The following is a 16,261-nucleotide window of genomic DNA, read 5'->3' on the forward strand; positions in this document are numbered from 1 at the left end:
GCGCTGCGAGCTTCTTCTCCCACCTGCTCACAGGCTATGCTGCCTGCGCTAAGACTCGGGACACCTGCCCTGCCGTCCACGATGTTCCCCCGCGAGCCGTCGGAATGCCTCGCTCTGTCAGGGCCCGGGCGATACCTCCGAGGCTCGTCGTGCCAGCGGCCTTCAGTTCGGTGATGATGGGCAGGAGATCGGACGCTCGCGCCCTGGCCTTGGCTGTCGCGGCTGCTCTGCCGGCCATACGAGCCTCAGGGCTGATGATGGAGCCCCGGTTGCCGCCAAGCTTGGTCCCACGCGCTTTCGCTGCCTGGAGAGCCGCCTTAGTCCGCTGAGAGATCATGCGCCGCTCGGCCTGCGCCACCACGGCCATGATGCCGACGACCATCTCGTTCGCTTCCGGCATGTCGGCCGCTACGAACTTCACAGCGCCCTTCTGGAGGCCGAGGAGGAAGGCCGCGTCACGGGATAGGCGATCCAGCTTCGCAATGACCAGCGTGGCCTTGTGGAGCCGGCAGAGCGCCATGGCTTCGGCGAGCTTCGGGCGATCGTCCTTTCCGCCGCTCTCGATCTCGACGACCTCCTGGACGAGCTTCCAGCGGCCACCGTTCAGATAATCCGCGACGGCTTGGCGCTGCGCCTCTAGGCCGAGACCGGACTTGCCCTGCCGTTCGGTGGAGACCCGGAGATACGAGATGAAGCGCCCGTCTGCCATCGCCCTATGCCCTCACGTTTCTGTCTACCTTCGTAGACTGTGAGGGGAACATGGGTGGAATGGCAAGCGCTTTCAACGTTCTGACGGGGAGAAAAATCAGCGGGATCAATGCGTTCGAACGTCAGGCTCTAGAAGCTGTTTCGCCCCATCTTCATGCTGCCACCGTTCCAGACGGGAACGCTGCCTCCCTCAACCTTTCGGCATGATCGAACGGTTGGCTTCAAGGTTCCGGCTGGGAACGTTGAAGGGGTAACGGCTGGTTACACCACTGCCGGGGCTTCGCCCCTCTATCCGAAGAGGGCGCGCACAGCGTCTTGCTTCCGAGCGAAGAAGAAGCATCGCCGTGCGTGCCCTATCTGGATCCTGCGCACTGACGTACGCGAGATGCTCTACTAGACGTGACGATTGCATCAGGCACCTCCACTCGCTCCTATGGTGGACACCGGATGGACATGTTCGATGATTCGTCGGGTCAGGGGTGGGGTCAAAATTGAGTACGACTGCAAATGAAGACGCTCCAGGACAGAGCAATATCATTGGCTCAGCGTTGCAGGACGCGCGTGATCAGCTATTGAAGGAGATGAAGCGCACCAAAGGCGCGCGTTTCAACGCCTCCAAAAGGTTGGAAGAGAGAGACCGCAAACGCACCGCGATTACGGCTTATGCCTCCGCAGCGGTGATCGTACTGACGCTGCTACCTGTCTTCTTCCCTGTTCCCAGCTTGCTCGCCAGTGCTCTCAATCTCACAACAGTTGCTTTCTCGCTCGTGATCCTTGCGTCATCGCTTTTGCAGTCATCCAGCGCCGACCCTGTGAAGGCTGATCAGTTTCAAAGGTGTGCGCTGGAGATTAATTCCCTCCGGCGGGATCTACGTTCAACGGATCAACTCACAACGCCAGTTCTGCGCGACTACTCTACCCGCTTCGATGACATCCTACGTCGATACAACCTCAATCATGATGAAGTAGATTATGAGAAATTTCGCCTTGAGCATGCCGATGAGTTTCCTCCCGCGTCGACTGGAGAAGCGGCCTCAGCCAGAAAGGACGTCAAGGCGCAACGCGCCGCCTATGAATGGCTGACCGCGGTAATCGCAACTGCTACCGGTGCCCTAGCGGCCGCCGTCTTGGCGGCATCTTCGTTCGGACCCATCGTAAGAACCGTACGTGAATTGATCGGCAACTGAACGCTAAAGACGCAAGCTTGCATCCTCAACAGGTTGATGGTCGCGTTCTACCCTGTCACCCCCTCAGCATCTCCGCTTCAACACGTTCGAGGAAGCCCTCCACCTGCACCTCGATCTCATCCTCGTTGACGCCGGCCACCGTCATGTCGCTCTTGATGAGGTCGGCATAGCTGAGGACCAGCTCGACCACGACTGCCGGCTCGACCGTTCGGTAGGCGTGGATGCAGTGGTGGACGCAGCTCTCGAAGTGCTCGTCGGGAAATTGGTCGGTCACCGCCGCTTCCTCCAGCTTGTCGCGGTGCAAAGGCTGACATCAATGCCGCCGCTTCGTTTGTTAAGGTGAATCGCAAGCCGACAGCACCTTTGAGCTCGTTTAACTATGAGATGCCTAGAAAATCTGCTTAAATCCTTGTTAAGGAAGTGCTTCAACGCAACGGGCTGGGAATGGAATTTCATCATTTCGAATTTCCACTGATGCTCCATACCAAGCATTCTTTTGCCCGGACGATTAGTACCGTTTCCCAAGCTTTGGCCTTCCTGACCATCTGCGAAATGCGTCATCGCAACGCGGAGTTCTATATTGCCTTGGGCGCATGCCATGCTGCAGCGGATCGCGTGGCACCTGCGCAGTGGGCTCGAGAAGCTTTCCGGCAGTTCGCCGCGCAGAGGAACATGCTGATGCTCTCGAACAGGAGAGAGCCCGTCGATCTGGACGCCCTCCTGGGAGAGACAAAGGCTCTTGCGGGCAGGGCGTCCTAGGACGAGCTCGCTTGTCATGCCGCCCTGCCCTCATCGCGCTCTGTGATGCGATCGCGGATCCACCCGTCCACCTCTGCCTCGATCCAAGCGACGGTGCCGCGGGAGGGCCGAACAGGCTTCGGAAACGCGCCCTTCTCGACCAGCGTCAACATCGTCCGTTTGCTGAGACCGACGCGATCGAGCACCGCGGCGATGCGGAGAAGACGTGGAGGGGTTGAGGCGCTCATGCTGCCTGTCTCCGATGAATGATCGCCGCGGCCCGATGCCGGAACCACTCGGCCGTGCTGTACGTCCGGCAGGCGAGGAGGTCCCGCCAGTGAACCGGCATGAAGTCGTCTTGAGAACCCGTCGCCGCGTCGAACGCCTGTTGCGTGAAGCGCTCGATTGCCCCGGCCCCGATCTCGCCATCCCGCATCAGGTCGCGGACGGTCCGGTCGAAAGCGTCGAGGAAGTCGTGATCCCCTCCCCAGGACGGCGGAGGTGAAGGGTCAGGCCGGCGCGTCGCCGATGGGTCAGGTGAAGGGTCAGCTCTCTCCGATTGGTCCCTCGCGTGCGTGTGGTCACCAAGGGTTTTTTCTCCAGAGCGGATCTTAGAGTCAGGGGTAGTTCTGTCAGGTATATTGGGTCCCCCGTATGACCCATCACCTACTCGTTTCTGACCCTTCACTTCGGGCTGACCCTTCACCTCCTGACCCTTCACCTCGACGGCTTTCTGACCCTTCACCTCGGGCATGGTGAGGAAGATGCGGCGAAGCTTGCCGGACGCTTCGCTCTTCTGGTCTCGCTTAACGATCGTATGGCGCTCGATCAGGTCTGCCATCTCCAGATCCTTCAGTCCCCGCTTGATGGTCTCGCGCGAAGCCTGCAGATCGCCGCGCAGATCGTCGTCGGTCGGAAAGGCGTATCCGAACTCGCGGTTGACGTAGGTCGGCAGAACCGTCGCGATGCGCATGGCACTACGGGAAAGAGCGCGGCTTGCGGCCGCGCTCCTCCATTCGTCTCGAAGGGCGTTGAACCGAGCCGCGTCCACCGAGACGAAGTCGATGCGCTGCCCTGTCACTCCGCCCTCCCCGCGATCAACGTAGCCTCGTGCAGCGCCGCGCAGGCCTCCACCGGCGTCAGGCCGAAGGTGCGGGTGAGATACGGCACGATCGGCCGCGGCTGCCGCAGGCGGGGCGTCATGGCCACGTAGCGCGCGGCTTCGTCGATCTTGGCGGAGTGCTCGTGCTCGGGAGGCGTGAGGGGCGCGCTCATGCTGAGCCCTCCGGGTTGCGGATGTCGAGCGGCACGACCCGGCGAAAGTATTCCAGGCCGGCCGGCGTGATCTTCACGAGGTTGCCCTGCCGCAGCTTCCCGTCCGGGTACTCGGCCATGATCGGCACGTTGACCATGTAGCCAAAGCGTACCGGCTCGGCGGCGGCGATGAGGTTCGTATCGTTCCCTTCGGCGTCGATGCCCTTGCGATCGACCTTCACGATGTACGGGGTCGCGTTCATGCCGCCGCCTCGTCGATCGATGCGGAAGCCGCCACCAGCAGGCGCACTTCGGCCGCTTCGAGGAGCGTCACGAACGACCGGAAGAACTCGACGCTATGGCGGCAGTCCTCGGTCAGCCGCATCATCATGTCCTGATGATCGACGAAGCCCTCGACGAGCTTCGCCTTGGTCGAGAACATCGTGATCCAGGCGAGCCGGACGATCGGCAGATGATCCTTGCCGAGAGCCTTCCACTCCTCATTCGAAGGCGGCTCGGCTGTCGTCTCGTCCCGAACCCATGGCTCGAACATCAGGCCGGCGATGCTTTCAGGGGTGGCCGTTGCCGGACCGGCCTCGGCAGTGGTATTCGTCTCGACGTTCATCGAGCTCTCCTGGTTGGGAATTGTTGAACCGTGGTCCGGGGGCGCGCCAACGCCTGCCGGGCCGTTTGCTTTCGGGGTTTGCGCGCCGGATGCGCAAACGGCGCCCATCAGGCGGCCGTCCCGATCGTCGAGCGAAGCCCGAGCTTCTGCGCCAGCGGCGCAACCGGGACTACGATCCGCCCCCCGATCCTGATTGTCGGTATGTCGCCGCGCTTGGCCGCGTCATAGGCAGCCTGCCGGGCAAGCCCAAAAAAGACCGCTCCCGCTTCCGGTACGGAGACCGTCGCCCTTGCCAACGCTTCATCAATCGTCATGATGCACCTCGTTCTGTGAGTAACGTGCTGACGTTATCACGATTTGAATCGAAGGCAATCGTTTCGTACTAACTTTTGTCACGAAACCCAGGAGCGCATCCGTGGCAAGACCCAAGCTCGGTGAAGGCGATACGCAGAGACTTCAGCTGAAGATCAGCGATGAGGAGTTGAAAGCGATCGACGATTGGCGGTTTGCCAATCGTGTGGAGTCACGCTCCGAAGCTGTCCGCCGCCTCTGCCAGATTGGCCTTCAAGTCGATATCAACATCAGTCGTCTTGAAGGCATTATGGATGAAGCAGAGAAATCGCTTGCAGAGGACGCTCAAGATATAATCAAGGGCGCGGGCGCGGCGCCCTCAAAAGAACAGATGCAGACGTTCTTTATGACTTTAATAAAGGCGTACATGCGTTCGAACGATTTCGTGCATGATATATCGCAAACCATAAGAGATAGCTTTCAGAAGGCAACTACTTTCCGCGAACCTGGTCAGATGAATGAACTACTGAACAGGGCCGATGAATTAGAGGAAGCCTTCAGCAAATTCAGAGTTCTTATCGAAAAGGGCCGAGCTAAAAAGGAGGTTCATAAATGAAGGGCTCCATCCGCGAACGCTCCCCCGGCAAGTGGGCCATCATCGTTGACGTCCATGATCCGGAGACTGGCGAACGCCGCCGGAAGTGGCACAGCTTCGCCGGCACGAAGCGCCAAGCGCAGGAGGAATGCGCGCGGATCGTCACGTCGATCAAGCATGGCGGATACACCGAGCCGACGAAGATCACCGTCGGCGAGTTCCTAGAACGCTGGCTTGAACAAGAGGCGTCCAACGTGGCGCCGAAGACGCTCGAGCGCTATGCCGAGATCGCCCGCAAGAACATCGTGCCCCTTCTCGGTAGGACGACGCTGGCGAAGCTGAAGCCGGAGGCGATCGACGGGGCGTGGACGAAGGCACTCGCGTCGGGCAGGCGCGATGGGAAAGGCGGGCTCTCCCCGCGCACCGTCCATCACATGCGGCGCGTGTTGATCAAGGCATTGAACCAGGCTGTCGTTTGGGAGATCCTGGCGAAGAACCCGGCGACGCTCTCCAAGCCACCGAAGGTCGAGCGCAAGGCCATGAAGGCCTATGGAGCCGGAACGACGGCCGAGCTGCTCGACGCCATCCGGGGCTCTCGCATCTTCGTGCCGGTGCTGCTGGCGGTCATGTGTGGCCTCAGACGCGGCGAGATCATCGCCCTCCGCTGGCAGAGCATCGACTTCGCAAATCGAAGAATTGCCGTCACCGAGACCGCGGAGCAAACGCTCGGCGCCGTTCGGAACAAGGAGACGAAGACGGGCCGATCGCGAACCGTCGATCTATCTTCGACCGTCATGGACGAGCTCCGCCGGCACAGGGCTGCGCAGGCCGAGGAGCAGCTGAAGCTCGGCATCCGGCCGGACGAGCGATCCTTCGTTGTCGCACAGATCGACGGTAAGCCTCTACAGCCCCGTTCGCTTAGCCATGAGTGGACCCGCGTCTTGGCGAAGACCTCTCTGGAGCGCATCCGCTTCCACGATCTACGGCACAGCCACGCCACGCAGATGCTCGCTGCCGGCGTCCATCCGAAGGTTGCGCAAGAGCGGCTGGGCCATTCCACGATTGCCATCACGCTCGACACGTATTCGCATGTGATGCCGGGAATGGGTGCTGATGCTGCGGAACAGGTTGACGCCGCGATCCGTCGGGCGGTAAAGCCCCAGGCGTAAGACCGTTCGGTAGCAAAATGGTAGCAACGGCCCAAATTGGGCACATCGCCAATCCAATTTCGCTAACGATATCAAGCCCCGGATGGGTGGCCGAGCGGTTGAAGGCACCGGTCTTGAAAACCGGCGGGCGGGAAACCGTCTCGTGGGTTCGAATCCCACCCCATCCGCCATAAGCCGCTGAAAACGTTAAGATTTTTGCGGCTTTTTCGTTCATACCCGCCAACCAGCCCGCCATCGTTTATGAGACTAATTGCGACGGTAAAACTGGCTTCCGCCCTTCCCTACCGGCCGCTTCCTGCCATGATACGGAGGGACAGCAGCTGATGGATAACAGTTCGCTTTGCTGAAAATCGACCCGTAGCTGCGTTAGAATTTCCGCATTCAATCTCAAAGGCCTGGAAACCAGTGAATACTTCGAAATTAATTGAAGAGCTAGTCGAGAGCACAGAAGATCTAGAAAAAAATAAACAAATCCTACTGGCGGTTATTAGGGAAAAAGAAATTGCCAGGGCGGAAATGATAGATAAAACCCGCGCCGGCAGAATCGAATTAGAGAACGCAGAAAAAACCCTTTCCGAGATGCTTGAGCAAACGGGGGAAACTGCGAAGACGATTGAATTTCGCGAACGGTTGGTGCAGGTTAAAGCGCAATTTGACGTTCTTGCCGAAAAGATGAATAAGCTTATCGACTCTGACACTGAAGAAGATACTAAGTTAGTTCTCCAAAATACGGAGAGACAGCTAGACGCTTCTAAAAAAATGCTCGCTGCTTGGCGTGGAAATCAGAAAGATAAAAGACGATCATTACTATTTGGATGGATAGTCGGAATAATTGCGCTAATATACGCAATATTCACATCAAACTATATAATTAATTTATACGGTTACGATTTATTTAGAGCAATTGATGCCGTATTGAGCAGTATATCAATTATATCACCCGCGTCCGCACAAGGGCTTGATATACTTCCGGGAAAAGAAGCAACGAAGACACTGCTAGTTTTGTTATTTACGGCTGTATTCATCATATTCTTTTTCTCAATGTTGCTTGTCGCTGTTTTGACAAAGAGTGACACAACGCGAGTTTTTGCAGTGGATCTCGTCAAGACCGGTAGCGGTTTCATCATTGGAGCGTTAAGCGGATTTCTAGCTGCATAGTTCAGTTACTGCCTAACCTCACCGCCTCCTTCAGCGCCGACACCGCTCCGTAGTCGAACCCAAATCCGCCATCGATCAGCCATCGCCAGTAAGGCAGCGACGCAAACGGTGCGAGCCGGCGCACGGTCGCGATGTCTGAAGGCGTGACGTCCGCCGGCTGACCGCCGAGCGCTGCCGACGCGCCCCGGAGTGGGATGCTGCCGGCCGCAACCGCGTCGGTCGCCAAGCCGAACGTCGGCCCAAGGAACCCATCCACCACGCCGCGCGTCGCGAACCTCGATGCCGGCTGACGAGCGTCGGCGCCCGGCGCGACCTGCCGCCCCGCCATCGACATGAGCGAGTAGACGCCCGGCGCTCCGGCCTTCTCGAAAGCGTTGTTCACCTCGAAGCCAAGCGCGAAGATGCCGGAGCGGTCGAGCCCTTCCGCGATCTAGGTGCCGGGGTTCGACGAGACATCGCGGCCGGCCTCCATCTGCTTCAGCCAGTAGGTGAAGGCGCCCATGGCTGTCATCGCGACGATCCCACCGACGAGGTTCGACTTGTCCTCCTGCAGGCCGCGCATCAAGACGCGCTGGTTCGAGGCAAGCGAGAACGTCTTGAATTGCAGGAGTGCCCGGCCGATCGGCTTGTGCGCGAACACGGGCACGTCGGCCACGCCCTTCGCAACGATCGTCGAGCGAACGTCCTTCAGCACCGCGGCATAGAAGATCCGCTTGGCGGTCTGGTCCGTCCATGCCTCGGTGTTCGCGACCGGAACGCCGTTCTCGTCGAACCCGTAGCGCTTCACTTGATCCGCAACCCGCGACCACTGCGCTTCGTCGACGCCAACGAAGGACATCCACGCCCGCTCTTTGGCGGCCAATGCCGGCCATCCCTTCTCGACATTCCGAAGAAGCCGCGTCTGTGTGAGCACGGATGCGATCGTGTTCTGGAAATCGGTCCAGTGCGCCAAGCCGGTCAGCACGCCGAGCCTTCACGCGACCGGCATAGGCCCGGCGAGGCGAACAGACGTCTGCCGCCCGTTGCCTCATATCGCCGAAACCCGTCGATGATCTCAAATAGGGAAAATCGATATCATCCTCAAATGATCGTGGTCGTGTCATGGTCGTCTTCGTCGGGCGCGGCCCGACCTGAAACATTGCAAATTTAGACTTCAATTGGACGTCGTCGCCTGCGATCCAGATCGGCACCATTCAAGGCCGAGCCCGTTTCCGTCACTTCACCTGACGCTTTTCCAGCTTTCGGGCGAGCGTTCGGCGGTGCATGCCGAGGCGGCGGGCGGCTTCGGAGATGTTGAAGTCGGTTTCGACGAGCACTTCGTGGATGTGCTCCCATTCCAGCGTCTTGATCGAGGTCGGCCGCTCCGTCAGGGGCACGCGAACGTCGCCCTCGGCCTTAAAGAAGGCCGCTTCGATGTCGTCGGTGTTGGAGGGCTTGGCGAGGTAGTGGCAGGCGCCGAGCTTGATCGCCTCGACCGCTGTCGCAATACTGGCAAAGCCGGTGAGGACGACGATCAGCATGGCCCGGTCATGCGCATGGAGGCGGCGGACGCAGTCGAGCCCGCTGGCATTGGCAAGCTTCAGATCGACGACCGCATAGCCGGGTGTCTGCCGCTCCAGGAGGGCCTCGAGCTCGGCCGGGGAGACCGCAACCTCCACGCGGTAGCCGCGCCGCTCGAAGGAGCGCTTCAGCGAGGCGGCGAAGACCGCGTCGTCGTCGACGACGACGAGGCTTTTCTCAGTCGTCGGTGTCGTCGTCGGCATGGTCATCGATCTCCTCCTCCTCCGCGTCCTCGATCAGCAGCGAGGCGAGCGGCAGACGCATCTCGATCTCGGCGCCGCCGGCCGCCCTGTTTCGCGCCGCGACCGTTCCGCCGAGCTTGCGCACCACGTTGAAGACGAGGAACAGCCCGAGGCCGCTGGCGGGCCGGTCCTTGGTCGAGCGATAGGGCCGGCCGATCTCGGACAGAAGCTCCGGCGCGAAACCCGGCCCCTGGTCCGTCACCCGCAGGACCAGGGTCCCGCTCTCGCAGGAGGCCGTGAAGCGCAGCCAGTGCGGCGAGACCTCGAAGGCGTTGTCGAGGACGTTGAAGACGCCCTGCCGCAGCGTCGATTCCGAGACGATCGGCACATCGTCCTCGCAGAGATTCTCGTAGGCGAGATGGGCCTGCGGGCGCGTGGCTTTCCAATCCGCGGCGAGACCGTCGATGAAGGCGAAGAGCGTCGTGACCGCCGCCGATTCGCCGCGCGCCTCGCCGGCCGCCAGGAGAACGTTCGTCACGATCGCCTTGCAGCGCGCGACCTCCGCCCGCATCGAGGCGATCTCGCCGGAGAGTTCGGGATCTTCGGTCAGCTGCGGCATGCGCTGCCAATCGCCGAGGATGATGGAGAGCGTCGAGAGCGGCGTGCCCAGCTCGTGGGCGGCGCCGGAGGCGAGAAGCCCCATGCGAACGATGTGGTCCTCCTCCGCCGCCCGCTGGCGCAGGAAGGCCAGGCGCTGATCGCGCTCGCGCGCGTTGCGGTTGATTCGCGTGACGAAGACGACGAGGAGGACCGCGTTGATGACGAAGCAGACGAGGAGACCGAGCGACTGCGGGTCGATCACGGCGCCCTCGTCGCCCACAAGGTTCAGCGGGCGATGAAACCGCGTCAGCGCCGCTAAGCAGACGATCGCGAAGCCGAGCAGCGCGGCGGTCGACCAGGCTTCGAGGAGCACCGCGCCGACCGTGACCTGCAGAAGATAGAGCGGCGCGAACGGATTGTCGGCGCCGCCGCTGAGATAGAGCTGCAGGGTGAGCGCCGTGACGTCGAAGACCAGCCCGGCGAACAGCTCGACATTCGTCACCCGGACGCGCCGGTAGAGGCGCAGGAGGCTGACGAGATTGAGCGAGATGAGCGCGCCGATCACGCCGGCCATCTCCATCACCGGCAAAGCGGTCCCCAAACCGTAGCGCACGATCAGGATCGACGCGATCTGCCCGGCCACCGCGATCCAGCGAAGCTGGATGAGGAGGAGAAGGTTCTTGCGGCCCGCATGGTCGATCGGCGCGGCCGGCGCGAAATTCCGCCGCTCGCGGGCGAGGAAACGCACGAGGCTGCCCGGCCAGCCGGGGATGCGCCCCTCCGCCGCCGTCATCGACCGCCCTCCCCGGCGGGCCTCGATATCTTGCCGGATGAAAAGCCGGCGCGGCGTCGCTCGTCGCGCAGGACCCAGATCATCGCGCCGGCGAGGAGAGCGGCAAGACCGTACCAGGTCAGCGCGTAGACGAGATGGTGGTTGCGAAAGGAGACGACCGTCAGGCCGCCGACGGGCAGGCCGCCGGGGTTGGGCGTGGCGTCCGCGTCGACGAAGTAGGGCGCGACGGCCTCGCCGGGCAGACGGGACGCGGCGATGGCGGCGACATCGCGCGAGTACCACCGATCGCCCGCCGGATCGTTCGCCCGCAGGAAACCGCCGCCGGGCTCGCTCATGCGAAGAAGGCCGGACACGGTCTGCGTTCCGCCGAGACTTCCTGCCGTGCGGCCTTCCCGATCGCGCCGATCGAGAGGCACGAAGCCGCGATTGACGAGGAGGATGGAGCCGTCGTCGCGCCGCAGCGGCGTCATCACCCAGTAGCCGGACCCATAGGTCGTCAGCGCCTGGACGAGCGTTTCGCGATCGTTGAGAAAGGTGCCGGTCGCGCGGACTCGGCGGTAGGCGTCGCCGGGCTCCGAAAGCTCGGTCCAGGCGGCCGGGCCCGGCGCCTCGACCGGCTCGGCGGACAACCGCGCATCGACGCGGGCGACGAGGTCGGTCTTCCAGGCGAGCCGCTGGACCTGCCATGTGCCGAGGCCGAGAAGCGCCAGGAACACGACGAGGCTCGCGGAGGCCAGAACCGCGAGCGCCGCGCGGGAGCGCCGCCGCTCGCGGACCGGCGGCGGCGACACGTCCTGCGCGTCGCCCGTCCCGTTCACGGCATCTGGCTCATGTCGTGGCCGGGCATCGTGCCCATCGTCTCGCTGTCCGGCATCAGCATCATGTTGGTGTTGAGGTGGTACATGACCCAGAGCGAGCCCGCGATCGTGATCACGACGAGCACGAGCGTGAAGATCAGGGCGAGCATGTTCCAGCCGCCTTCCGACTTCGTGTTCATGTGCAGGAAGTAGATCATGTGCACGACGATCTGCACGACGGCGAGGCCCATCACGATGAAGACCGTGACGTTCCGGTTCGAGAACACGTCGCCCATGACGACGGCGAACGGGATGACGGTCAGTATCACGGCCAGCACGAAGCCGGTCAGGTAATCCTTCTTCGTGCCGTGGCCGACCTGATGCTCGTTGTGCAGGACGTGGACATCGGCGCTGCCGGCGGCCGTGGTCGCGGTCTGGTGGGACGTAGCCTTGGCGCTCATCACAGGACCCCCAGGAGATAGACGAAGGAGAAGACGCCGATCCAGATGACGTCGAGGAAATGCCAGAAGAGCGAGAGGCACAGGAGGCGCCGCTTGTTCTCGGGACGCAGGCCCTTCGAGGCGACCTGGACCATCAGGACGACGAGCCAGATCATGCCAAAGGTGACGTGAAGCCCGTGCGTGCCGACCAGCGTGAAGAAGGCCGAGAGGAAGGCCGAGCGCTGCGGACCGGCGCCCTCCGCGATGAGGTGCGAGAACTCGTAGAGCTCGATGCAGAGGAAGGCGGCTCCGAAGAGGCCGGTGATCGCCAGCCATTTCAGCACCGCGGCTTTGCGCTCCTTCTCCATCTCCAGCATGGCGAAGCCATAGGTGATGGAGGAGAAGAGCAGCATGGCCGTGTTCAGCGCCACGAGCGGCAGGTCGAAGAGATCGGCCGGCGTCGGGCCTGCCGCGTAGGACCGGCCGTAGACGCCGTAGCAGGCGAAGAGGACCGCGAAGATGAGGCAGTCGCTCATCAGGTAGATCCAGAAGCCGAGCATCGTGCCGCCTTCGGCGTGCCCGTCCTCCTCGGCGACGTAGAACTTCAGCTCCTGATCGGGGGTCGCGGCCACCGCGGCGTGGGATGCGTTCGCCATGGATCAGACCCCCGCCGCGAGGATGGTGCGCGTGCGCCGGTCTTCCGCCGTCGCGACCTCCGCCGCCGGGATGTGGAAGTCCCGGTTGTAGTTGAAGCTGTGGATGATCGCGCCGACGACGATCGCCAGGAACGACAGGGCCGCCAGCCACCAGATGTACCAGATCATGGCGAAGCCGAAGGCGACGCTGAGGGCGGCGAGGACGACGCCGGCGCCGGTGTTCTTCGGCATATGGATGGCCTGGAAGCCCTCCAGCGGCCGCTTGTAGCCCCGCTTCTTCATGTCGGAGAAGGCGTCGAGATCATGGATCATGGGCGTGAAGGCGAAGTTGTAGGCCGGCGGAGGCGAGGAGGTGGACCATTCCAAGGTGCGCCCGTTCCAGGGGTCGCCGGTAAGGTCGGCCAGCTCGTCGCGCTTGATGAAGGCCATGACGATCGACATCAGGAAGGCCGCGATGCCGAGCAGCACCAGGAAGGCGCCGAAGGCCGCGATGACGAAGAAGATCTGCAGCGAGGGATCGTCGAAATGCTGCATGCGGCGCGTCACGCCCATCAGGCCGAGAATGTAGAGCGGCGCGAAGGCGAACCAGAAGCCGGTCAGCCAGAACCAGAAGCTGACCTTGCTCCAGAACGGATCGAGCTTGAAGCCGAAGGCCTTGGGGAACCAGTAGACGGTGCCCGCGAACATGCCGAACAGCACGCCGCCGATGATGACGTTGTGGAAGTGGGCAATGAGGAAGAGCGAATTGTGAAGCACGAAGTCGGCGGGCGGAACGGCGAGCAGGACGCCCGTCATGCCGCCGATGGTGAAGGTCACCATGAACCCGATCGTCCAGAGCATCGGCACTTCGAAGCGGATGCGGCCCCGGTACATCGTGAACAGCCAGTTGAAGATCTTGGCGCCCGTCGGGATCGAGATGATCATCGTCGTGATGCCGAAGAACGAGTTCACGCTCGCGCCCGACCCCATCGTGAAGAAGTGGTGGAGCCAGACGAGGTAGGACAGGATCGTGATGACGACGGTCGCGTAGACCATCGAGGCGTAGCCGAAGAGACGCTTGCCCGAGAAGGTCGACACGACTTCGGAAAAGACGCCGAAGGCGGGCAGGATGAGGATGTAGACCTCGGGATGGCCCCAGATCCAGATGAGGTTCACGTACATCATCGGATTGCCGCCGAGATCGTTCGTGAAGAAGTTCGTGCCGACGTAGCGGTCGAGCGAGAGCAGCGCCATGACGGCGGTGAGGATCGGGAAGGCCGCCACGATGAGCACGTTCGTGCAGAGCGAGGTCCAGGTGAAGACGGGCATCTTCATCATGGACATGCCGGGCGCGCGCATCTTCACGATGGTGACGACGAGATTGATGCCCGACAGAAGCGTGCCGACGCCCGCGATCTGCAGCGCCCAGATGTAGTAGTCGACGCCGACGCCCGGACTATAGGCCGCCCCCGAAAGCGGCGGATAGGCGAGCCAACCCGTGCGCGCGAACTCGCCGACGAAGAGCGACATCATCACCGTCACGGCACCGGCCGCCGTCATCCAGAACGAGAAGTTGTTCAGGAAGGGAAAGGCCACGTCCCGCGCGCCGATCTGCAGCGGCACGACGAAGTTCATCAGGCCGGTGACGAAGGGCATGGCGACGAAGAAGATCATGATCACGCCATGGGCGGTGAAGATCTGGTCGTAGTGGTGCGGCGGAAGAAAGCCCTCGACCTGACCGAAGGCCATGGCCTGCTGGGCGCGCATCATCAGGGCGTCCGCGAAGCCACGCATCAGCATGACGAGCGCCAGAACGATGTACATGATGCCGATCTTCTTGTGATCGACGCTCGTGAACCATTCGGTCCAGAGATAGCCCCAGAGCCGGAAATAGGTGAGCGCACCCAGCACCGCGATGCCGCCGAGGGCGACGACGGCGAAGGTGACCAGGAGGATCGGATCATGAAGGGGGATCGCGTCGAGCGTCAGACGCCCGAAGATGAGCTGCTGGAGATCCGTGTTGGCGAACATATTGCGTCCGTTCTTCTGTCGATGCCGGTTCGGGCGACTTAACGCTGGTTCAGCTGGTCGGGCGCGGGCGAGGATGAGCCCGTTTCCGTCGAGGGCTCGGCGCCTTCGCTCGCTGGCGCTTCGGCCGGCGCGTCGTGGTTCATTCCAGGCATGCTCTCGTGCGACATGCCGGGCATGGTCTCGCCGGAGGGCATGACATGGGTGCCGTTCTGGCCCGAGCCGCCTGCCGGCGCCTTGGCGGGGCCGCCCTCGTCCGGCTGCATGCCCTCGGGTTGCTCGTCCGACCTCGCATCGCGGCCGGAGGCCGGGAAGGTCGCGCCGGGCGCTTCCTCCGACTTGTGGCCGGAGCCATAGCCGAAGCCTTCGTGCGATCCGGTCCGGTCGTGGACCAGCCGCTCGCGATTGGCCTCGTGCCCTTCCGCGACGCCGCCCTTGGCGTCGATCATCATCATCTCGTGCATGCACATCTTGCCGGGCTCGACGCACATGCCGAGGATGGCCTCGTAGAGGCCGTTTTCGACCGAGGCGTAATAATGAACCGGCTCGGCCTCGCTCGGCTTCTCGACCTCGAGATAGCGGGCGCGATCGAGCGGCTGGCCCTCCGCCTTCACCTTGGCGACCCAGGCGTCGAAGCCCGCCGTGTCGAGGCCATGGAACTTGAAGCGCATCTTCGAGAAGCCCGAGCCGCTGTAGTTGGCCGAGAAACCGTCATAGACGCCGGGCTGGTTGATCACGGCATGGAGCTTGGTCTCCATGCCCGGCATCGCGTAGATCTGGCCGGCCAGCGCGGGCACGTAGAAGGAGTTCATGATCGCGGCCGAGGTCAGCTTGAAGGCGATCGGCCGGTCGACGGGCGCGGCGAGCTCGTTGACCGTCGCGATGCCGAGCTCGGGATAGAAGAACATCCACTTCCAATCGAGCGCGACGACCTCGACCGTCAGCGGCTTCATGTCCGCGGTGACCGGACGCGCGGCATCGAGCCGCTCGATCGGACGGTAGGGATCGAGCAGATGCGTCGAAATCCAGGTCAGCGCGCCGAGCGCGATGATGATCATCAGCGGAGCGGTCCAGATCAGGACTTCCAGGCCCGTGGAATGGTGCCAGTCCGGATCATAGGTCGCCGCCTTGTTGGACGCGCGGTAGCGCCAGGCGAAAAGCAGCGTGGCCGCTATTACCGGGATGATGATGATCAGCATCAGGAGCGTGGAGGCGACGATGAGGTCGCGCTGCTGGTCCGCCACGTCGCCCGAAGGGCTCATGACCACCATGTTGCAGCCGCCGAGGAGGCCGAGAAGGGAAAGCATCCCGAGGATGCGCAGGACGTTCGCGCGCAAGACGACCCTCTCTATTGCAGTGCGATATCCGCCATGTACGAGGGCGGGAGCGATAATGGGAGTGGACGTTTTGTCCAACCCATAGGCGTTTGACGCAACCCCGTCCCGCACCTTATTCGATAAACGACAGGATGCCGCGGTGGCGATGCAACATCGGACCCGGC

General features: G+C 62.3%; 22 protein-coding genes and 1 tRNA gene. 6 read left to right on the top strand and 17 right to left on the bottom strand.

The genetic code is table 11. The annotated features are described in order from the left end of the window. Nucleotides 1-34: 34 nt before the first annotated feature. The gene (locus tag ASG62_RS14155) at nt 35-709 is read right to left on the bottom strand and encodes a recombinase family protein (RefSeq protein WP_056691485.1); all 675 of its coding nucleotides are present in this window, start codon (nt 707-709) and stop codon (nt 35-37) included. A 478-nt stretch (nt 710-1,187) separates the two neighbouring features. On the opposite strand from ASG62_RS14155, the gene ASG62_RS25615 reads away from it, so the two are divergent. Next, the gene (locus ASG62_RS25615; RefSeq protein WP_413814208.1) at nt 1,188-1,895 is read left to right on the top strand and encodes an SLATT domain-containing protein; all 708 of its coding nucleotides are present in this window, start codon (nt 1,188-1,190) and stop codon (nt 1,893-1,895) included. 55 nt (nt 1,896-1,950) lie between these two features. On the opposite strand, the gene ASG62_RS14160 is transcribed toward ASG62_RS25615, so the two are convergent. Continuing rightward, a complete protein-coding gene (locus tag ASG62_RS14160; protein WP_156382148.1) occupies nt 1,951-2,169 on the bottom strand; it encodes a hypothetical protein in 219 nt (72 codons plus the stop codon). A 170-nt stretch (nt 2,170-2,339) separates the two neighbouring features. On the opposite strand from ASG62_RS14160, the gene ASG62_RS14165 reads away from it, so the two are divergent. Continuing rightward, the gene (locus tag ASG62_RS14165) at nt 2,340-2,654 is read left to right on the top strand and encodes a DUF982 domain-containing protein (RefSeq protein ID WP_056691491.1); all 315 of its coding nucleotides are present in this window, start codon (nt 2,340-2,342) and stop codon (nt 2,652-2,654) included. Nucleotides 2,655-2,668: 14 nt separating this feature from the next. On the opposite strand, the gene ASG62_RS14170 is transcribed toward ASG62_RS14165, so the two are convergent. From ASG62_RS14170 to ASG62_RS14195, 6 genes are read right to left on the bottom strand one after another with little or no spacing between them, the layout of a single operon-like run. Continuing rightward, on the bottom strand, nt 2,669-2,881 hold the full coding sequence (locus tag ASG62_RS14170; RefSeq protein WP_056691494.1) for a helix-turn-helix transcriptional regulator: 213 nt from the start codon (nt 2,879-2,881) through the stop codon (nt 2,669-2,671). After that, the gene (locus ASG62_RS14175; protein WP_056691497.1) at nt 2,878-3,714 is read right to left on the bottom strand and encodes a hypothetical protein; all 837 of its coding nucleotides are present in this window, start codon (nt 3,712-3,714) and stop codon (nt 2,878-2,880) included. Before ASG62_RS14175 ends, ASG62_RS14170 begins: the two co-directional genes overlap by 4 nt. After that, nucleotides 3,711-3,908, bottom strand: coding sequence for a hypothetical protein (locus tag ASG62_RS14180; RefSeq protein ID WP_056691500.1), 198 nt, complete (start codon nt 3,906-3,908; stop codon nt 3,711-3,713). Before ASG62_RS14180 ends, ASG62_RS14175 begins: the two co-directional genes overlap by 4 nt. Then, nucleotides 3,905-4,150, bottom strand: coding sequence for a hypothetical protein (locus tag ASG62_RS14185; RefSeq protein ID WP_056691502.1), 246 nt, complete (start codon nt 4,148-4,150; stop codon nt 3,905-3,907). Before ASG62_RS14185 ends, ASG62_RS14180 begins: the two co-directional genes overlap by 4 nt. Further along, entirely contained in the window at nt 4,147-4,620 is a 474-nt protein-coding gene (locus ASG62_RS14190; protein WP_156382149.1) for a hypothetical protein, read from the bottom strand. The genes ASG62_RS14185 and ASG62_RS14190 overlap by 4 nt, the downstream gene beginning before the upstream one ends. Beyond that, the gene (locus ASG62_RS14195) at nt 4,620-4,826 is read right to left on the bottom strand and encodes a DNA-binding protein (RefSeq protein ID WP_056691505.1); all 207 of its coding nucleotides are present in this window, start codon (nt 4,824-4,826) and stop codon (nt 4,620-4,622) included. The genes ASG62_RS14190 and ASG62_RS14195 overlap by 1 nt, the downstream gene beginning before the upstream one ends. A gap of 101 nt (nt 4,827-4,927) precedes the next feature. Between ASG62_RS14195 and ASG62_RS14200 the strand changes: the two genes are divergently transcribed. From ASG62_RS14200 to ASG62_RS26510, 4 genes are all read left to right on the top strand, one after another. Continuing rightward, nucleotides 4,928-5,419 (top strand): hypothetical protein, encoded by a 492-nt coding sequence (locus tag ASG62_RS14200; RefSeq protein ID WP_056691508.1) that lies wholly within the window; start codon nt 4,928-4,930, stop codon nt 5,417-5,419. Then, on the top strand, nt 5,416-6,567 hold the full coding sequence (locus tag ASG62_RS14205) for a tyrosine-type recombinase/integrase (protein WP_056691511.1): 1,152 nt from the start codon (nt 5,416-5,418) through the stop codon (nt 6,565-6,567). The genes ASG62_RS14200 and ASG62_RS14205 overlap by 4 nt, the downstream gene beginning before the upstream one ends. A gap of 80 nt (nt 6,568-6,647) precedes the next feature. Then, nucleotides 6,648-6,737 (top strand) — tRNA-Ser (locus tag ASG62_RS14210). A gap of 235 nt (nt 6,738-6,972) precedes the next feature. Further along, the gene (locus ASG62_RS26510; RefSeq protein ID WP_156382150.1) at nt 6,973-7,725 is read left to right on the top strand and encodes a hypothetical protein; all 753 of its coding nucleotides are present in this window, start codon (nt 6,973-6,975) and stop codon (nt 7,723-7,725) included. Nucleotide 7,726: 1 nt separating this feature from the next. On the opposite strand, the gene ASG62_RS14215 is transcribed toward ASG62_RS26510, so the two are convergent. The 9 genes from ASG62_RS14215 to cyoA form a co-directional block, all read right to left on the bottom strand. Further along, nucleotides 7,727-8,107, bottom strand: a complete 381-nt coding sequence (locus ASG62_RS14215) for a hypothetical protein (RefSeq protein ID WP_057180455.1) — start codon at nt 8,105-8,107, stop codon at nt 7,727-7,729. Nucleotides 8,108-8,155: 48 nt separating this feature from the next. Then, entirely contained in the window at nt 8,156-8,563 is a 408-nt protein-coding gene (locus tag ASG62_RS14220; RefSeq protein WP_156385343.1) for a hypothetical protein, read from the bottom strand. A 376-nt stretch (nt 8,564-8,939) separates the two neighbouring features. Further along, nucleotides 8,940-9,488, bottom strand: coding sequence for a response regulator transcription factor (locus tag ASG62_RS14225; protein ID WP_056692166.1), 549 nt, complete (start codon nt 9,486-9,488; stop codon nt 8,940-8,942). Further along, a complete protein-coding gene (locus tag ASG62_RS14230; protein WP_082537036.1) occupies nt 9,463-10,860 on the bottom strand; it encodes an ATP-binding protein in 1,398 nt (465 codons plus the stop codon). The genes ASG62_RS14225 and ASG62_RS14230 overlap by 26 nt, the downstream gene beginning before the upstream one ends. Continuing rightward, nucleotides 10,857-11,678 (bottom strand): SURF1 family protein, encoded by an 822-nt coding sequence (locus tag ASG62_RS14235; protein WP_413814209.1) that lies wholly within the window; start codon nt 11,676-11,678, stop codon nt 10,857-10,859. Before ASG62_RS14235 ends, ASG62_RS14230 begins: the two co-directional genes overlap by 4 nt. Further along, nucleotides 11,675-12,118 carry a cytochrome o ubiquinol oxidase subunit IV gene (gene cyoD, locus ASG62_RS14240; RefSeq protein WP_056692174.1) on the bottom strand — a complete coding sequence of 148 codons (444 nt, stop codon included), beginning with the start codon at nt 12,116-12,118 and terminating at the stop codon, nt 11,675-11,677. The genes ASG62_RS14235 and cyoD overlap by 4 nt, the downstream gene beginning before the upstream one ends. Next, nucleotides 12,118-12,753, bottom strand: coding sequence for a cytochrome o ubiquinol oxidase subunit III (gene cyoC, locus ASG62_RS14245; protein ID WP_056691519.1), 636 nt, complete (start codon nt 12,751-12,753; stop codon nt 12,118-12,120). Before cyoC ends, cyoD begins: the two co-directional genes overlap by 1 nt. Nucleotides 12,754-12,756: 3 nt before the next feature. Then, on the bottom strand, nt 12,757-14,763 hold the full coding sequence (gene cyoB, locus ASG62_RS14250) for a cytochrome o ubiquinol oxidase subunit I (protein WP_056691523.1): 2,007 nt from the start codon (nt 14,761-14,763) through the stop codon (nt 12,757-12,759). A 38-nt stretch (nt 14,764-14,801) separates the two neighbouring features. Further along, nucleotides 14,802-16,067, bottom strand: coding sequence for a ubiquinol oxidase subunit II (gene cyoA / locus ASG62_RS14255; protein WP_056692177.1), 1,266 nt, complete (start codon nt 16,065-16,067; stop codon nt 14,802-14,804). Nucleotides 16,068-16,261 lie beyond the last annotated feature (194 nt).

The sequence above is a fragment of the Aureimonas sp. Leaf427 genome (genome assembly GCF_001425485.1).
Lineage (GTDB): Bacteria > Pseudomonadota > Alphaproteobacteria > Rhizobiales > Rhizobiaceae > Plantimonas.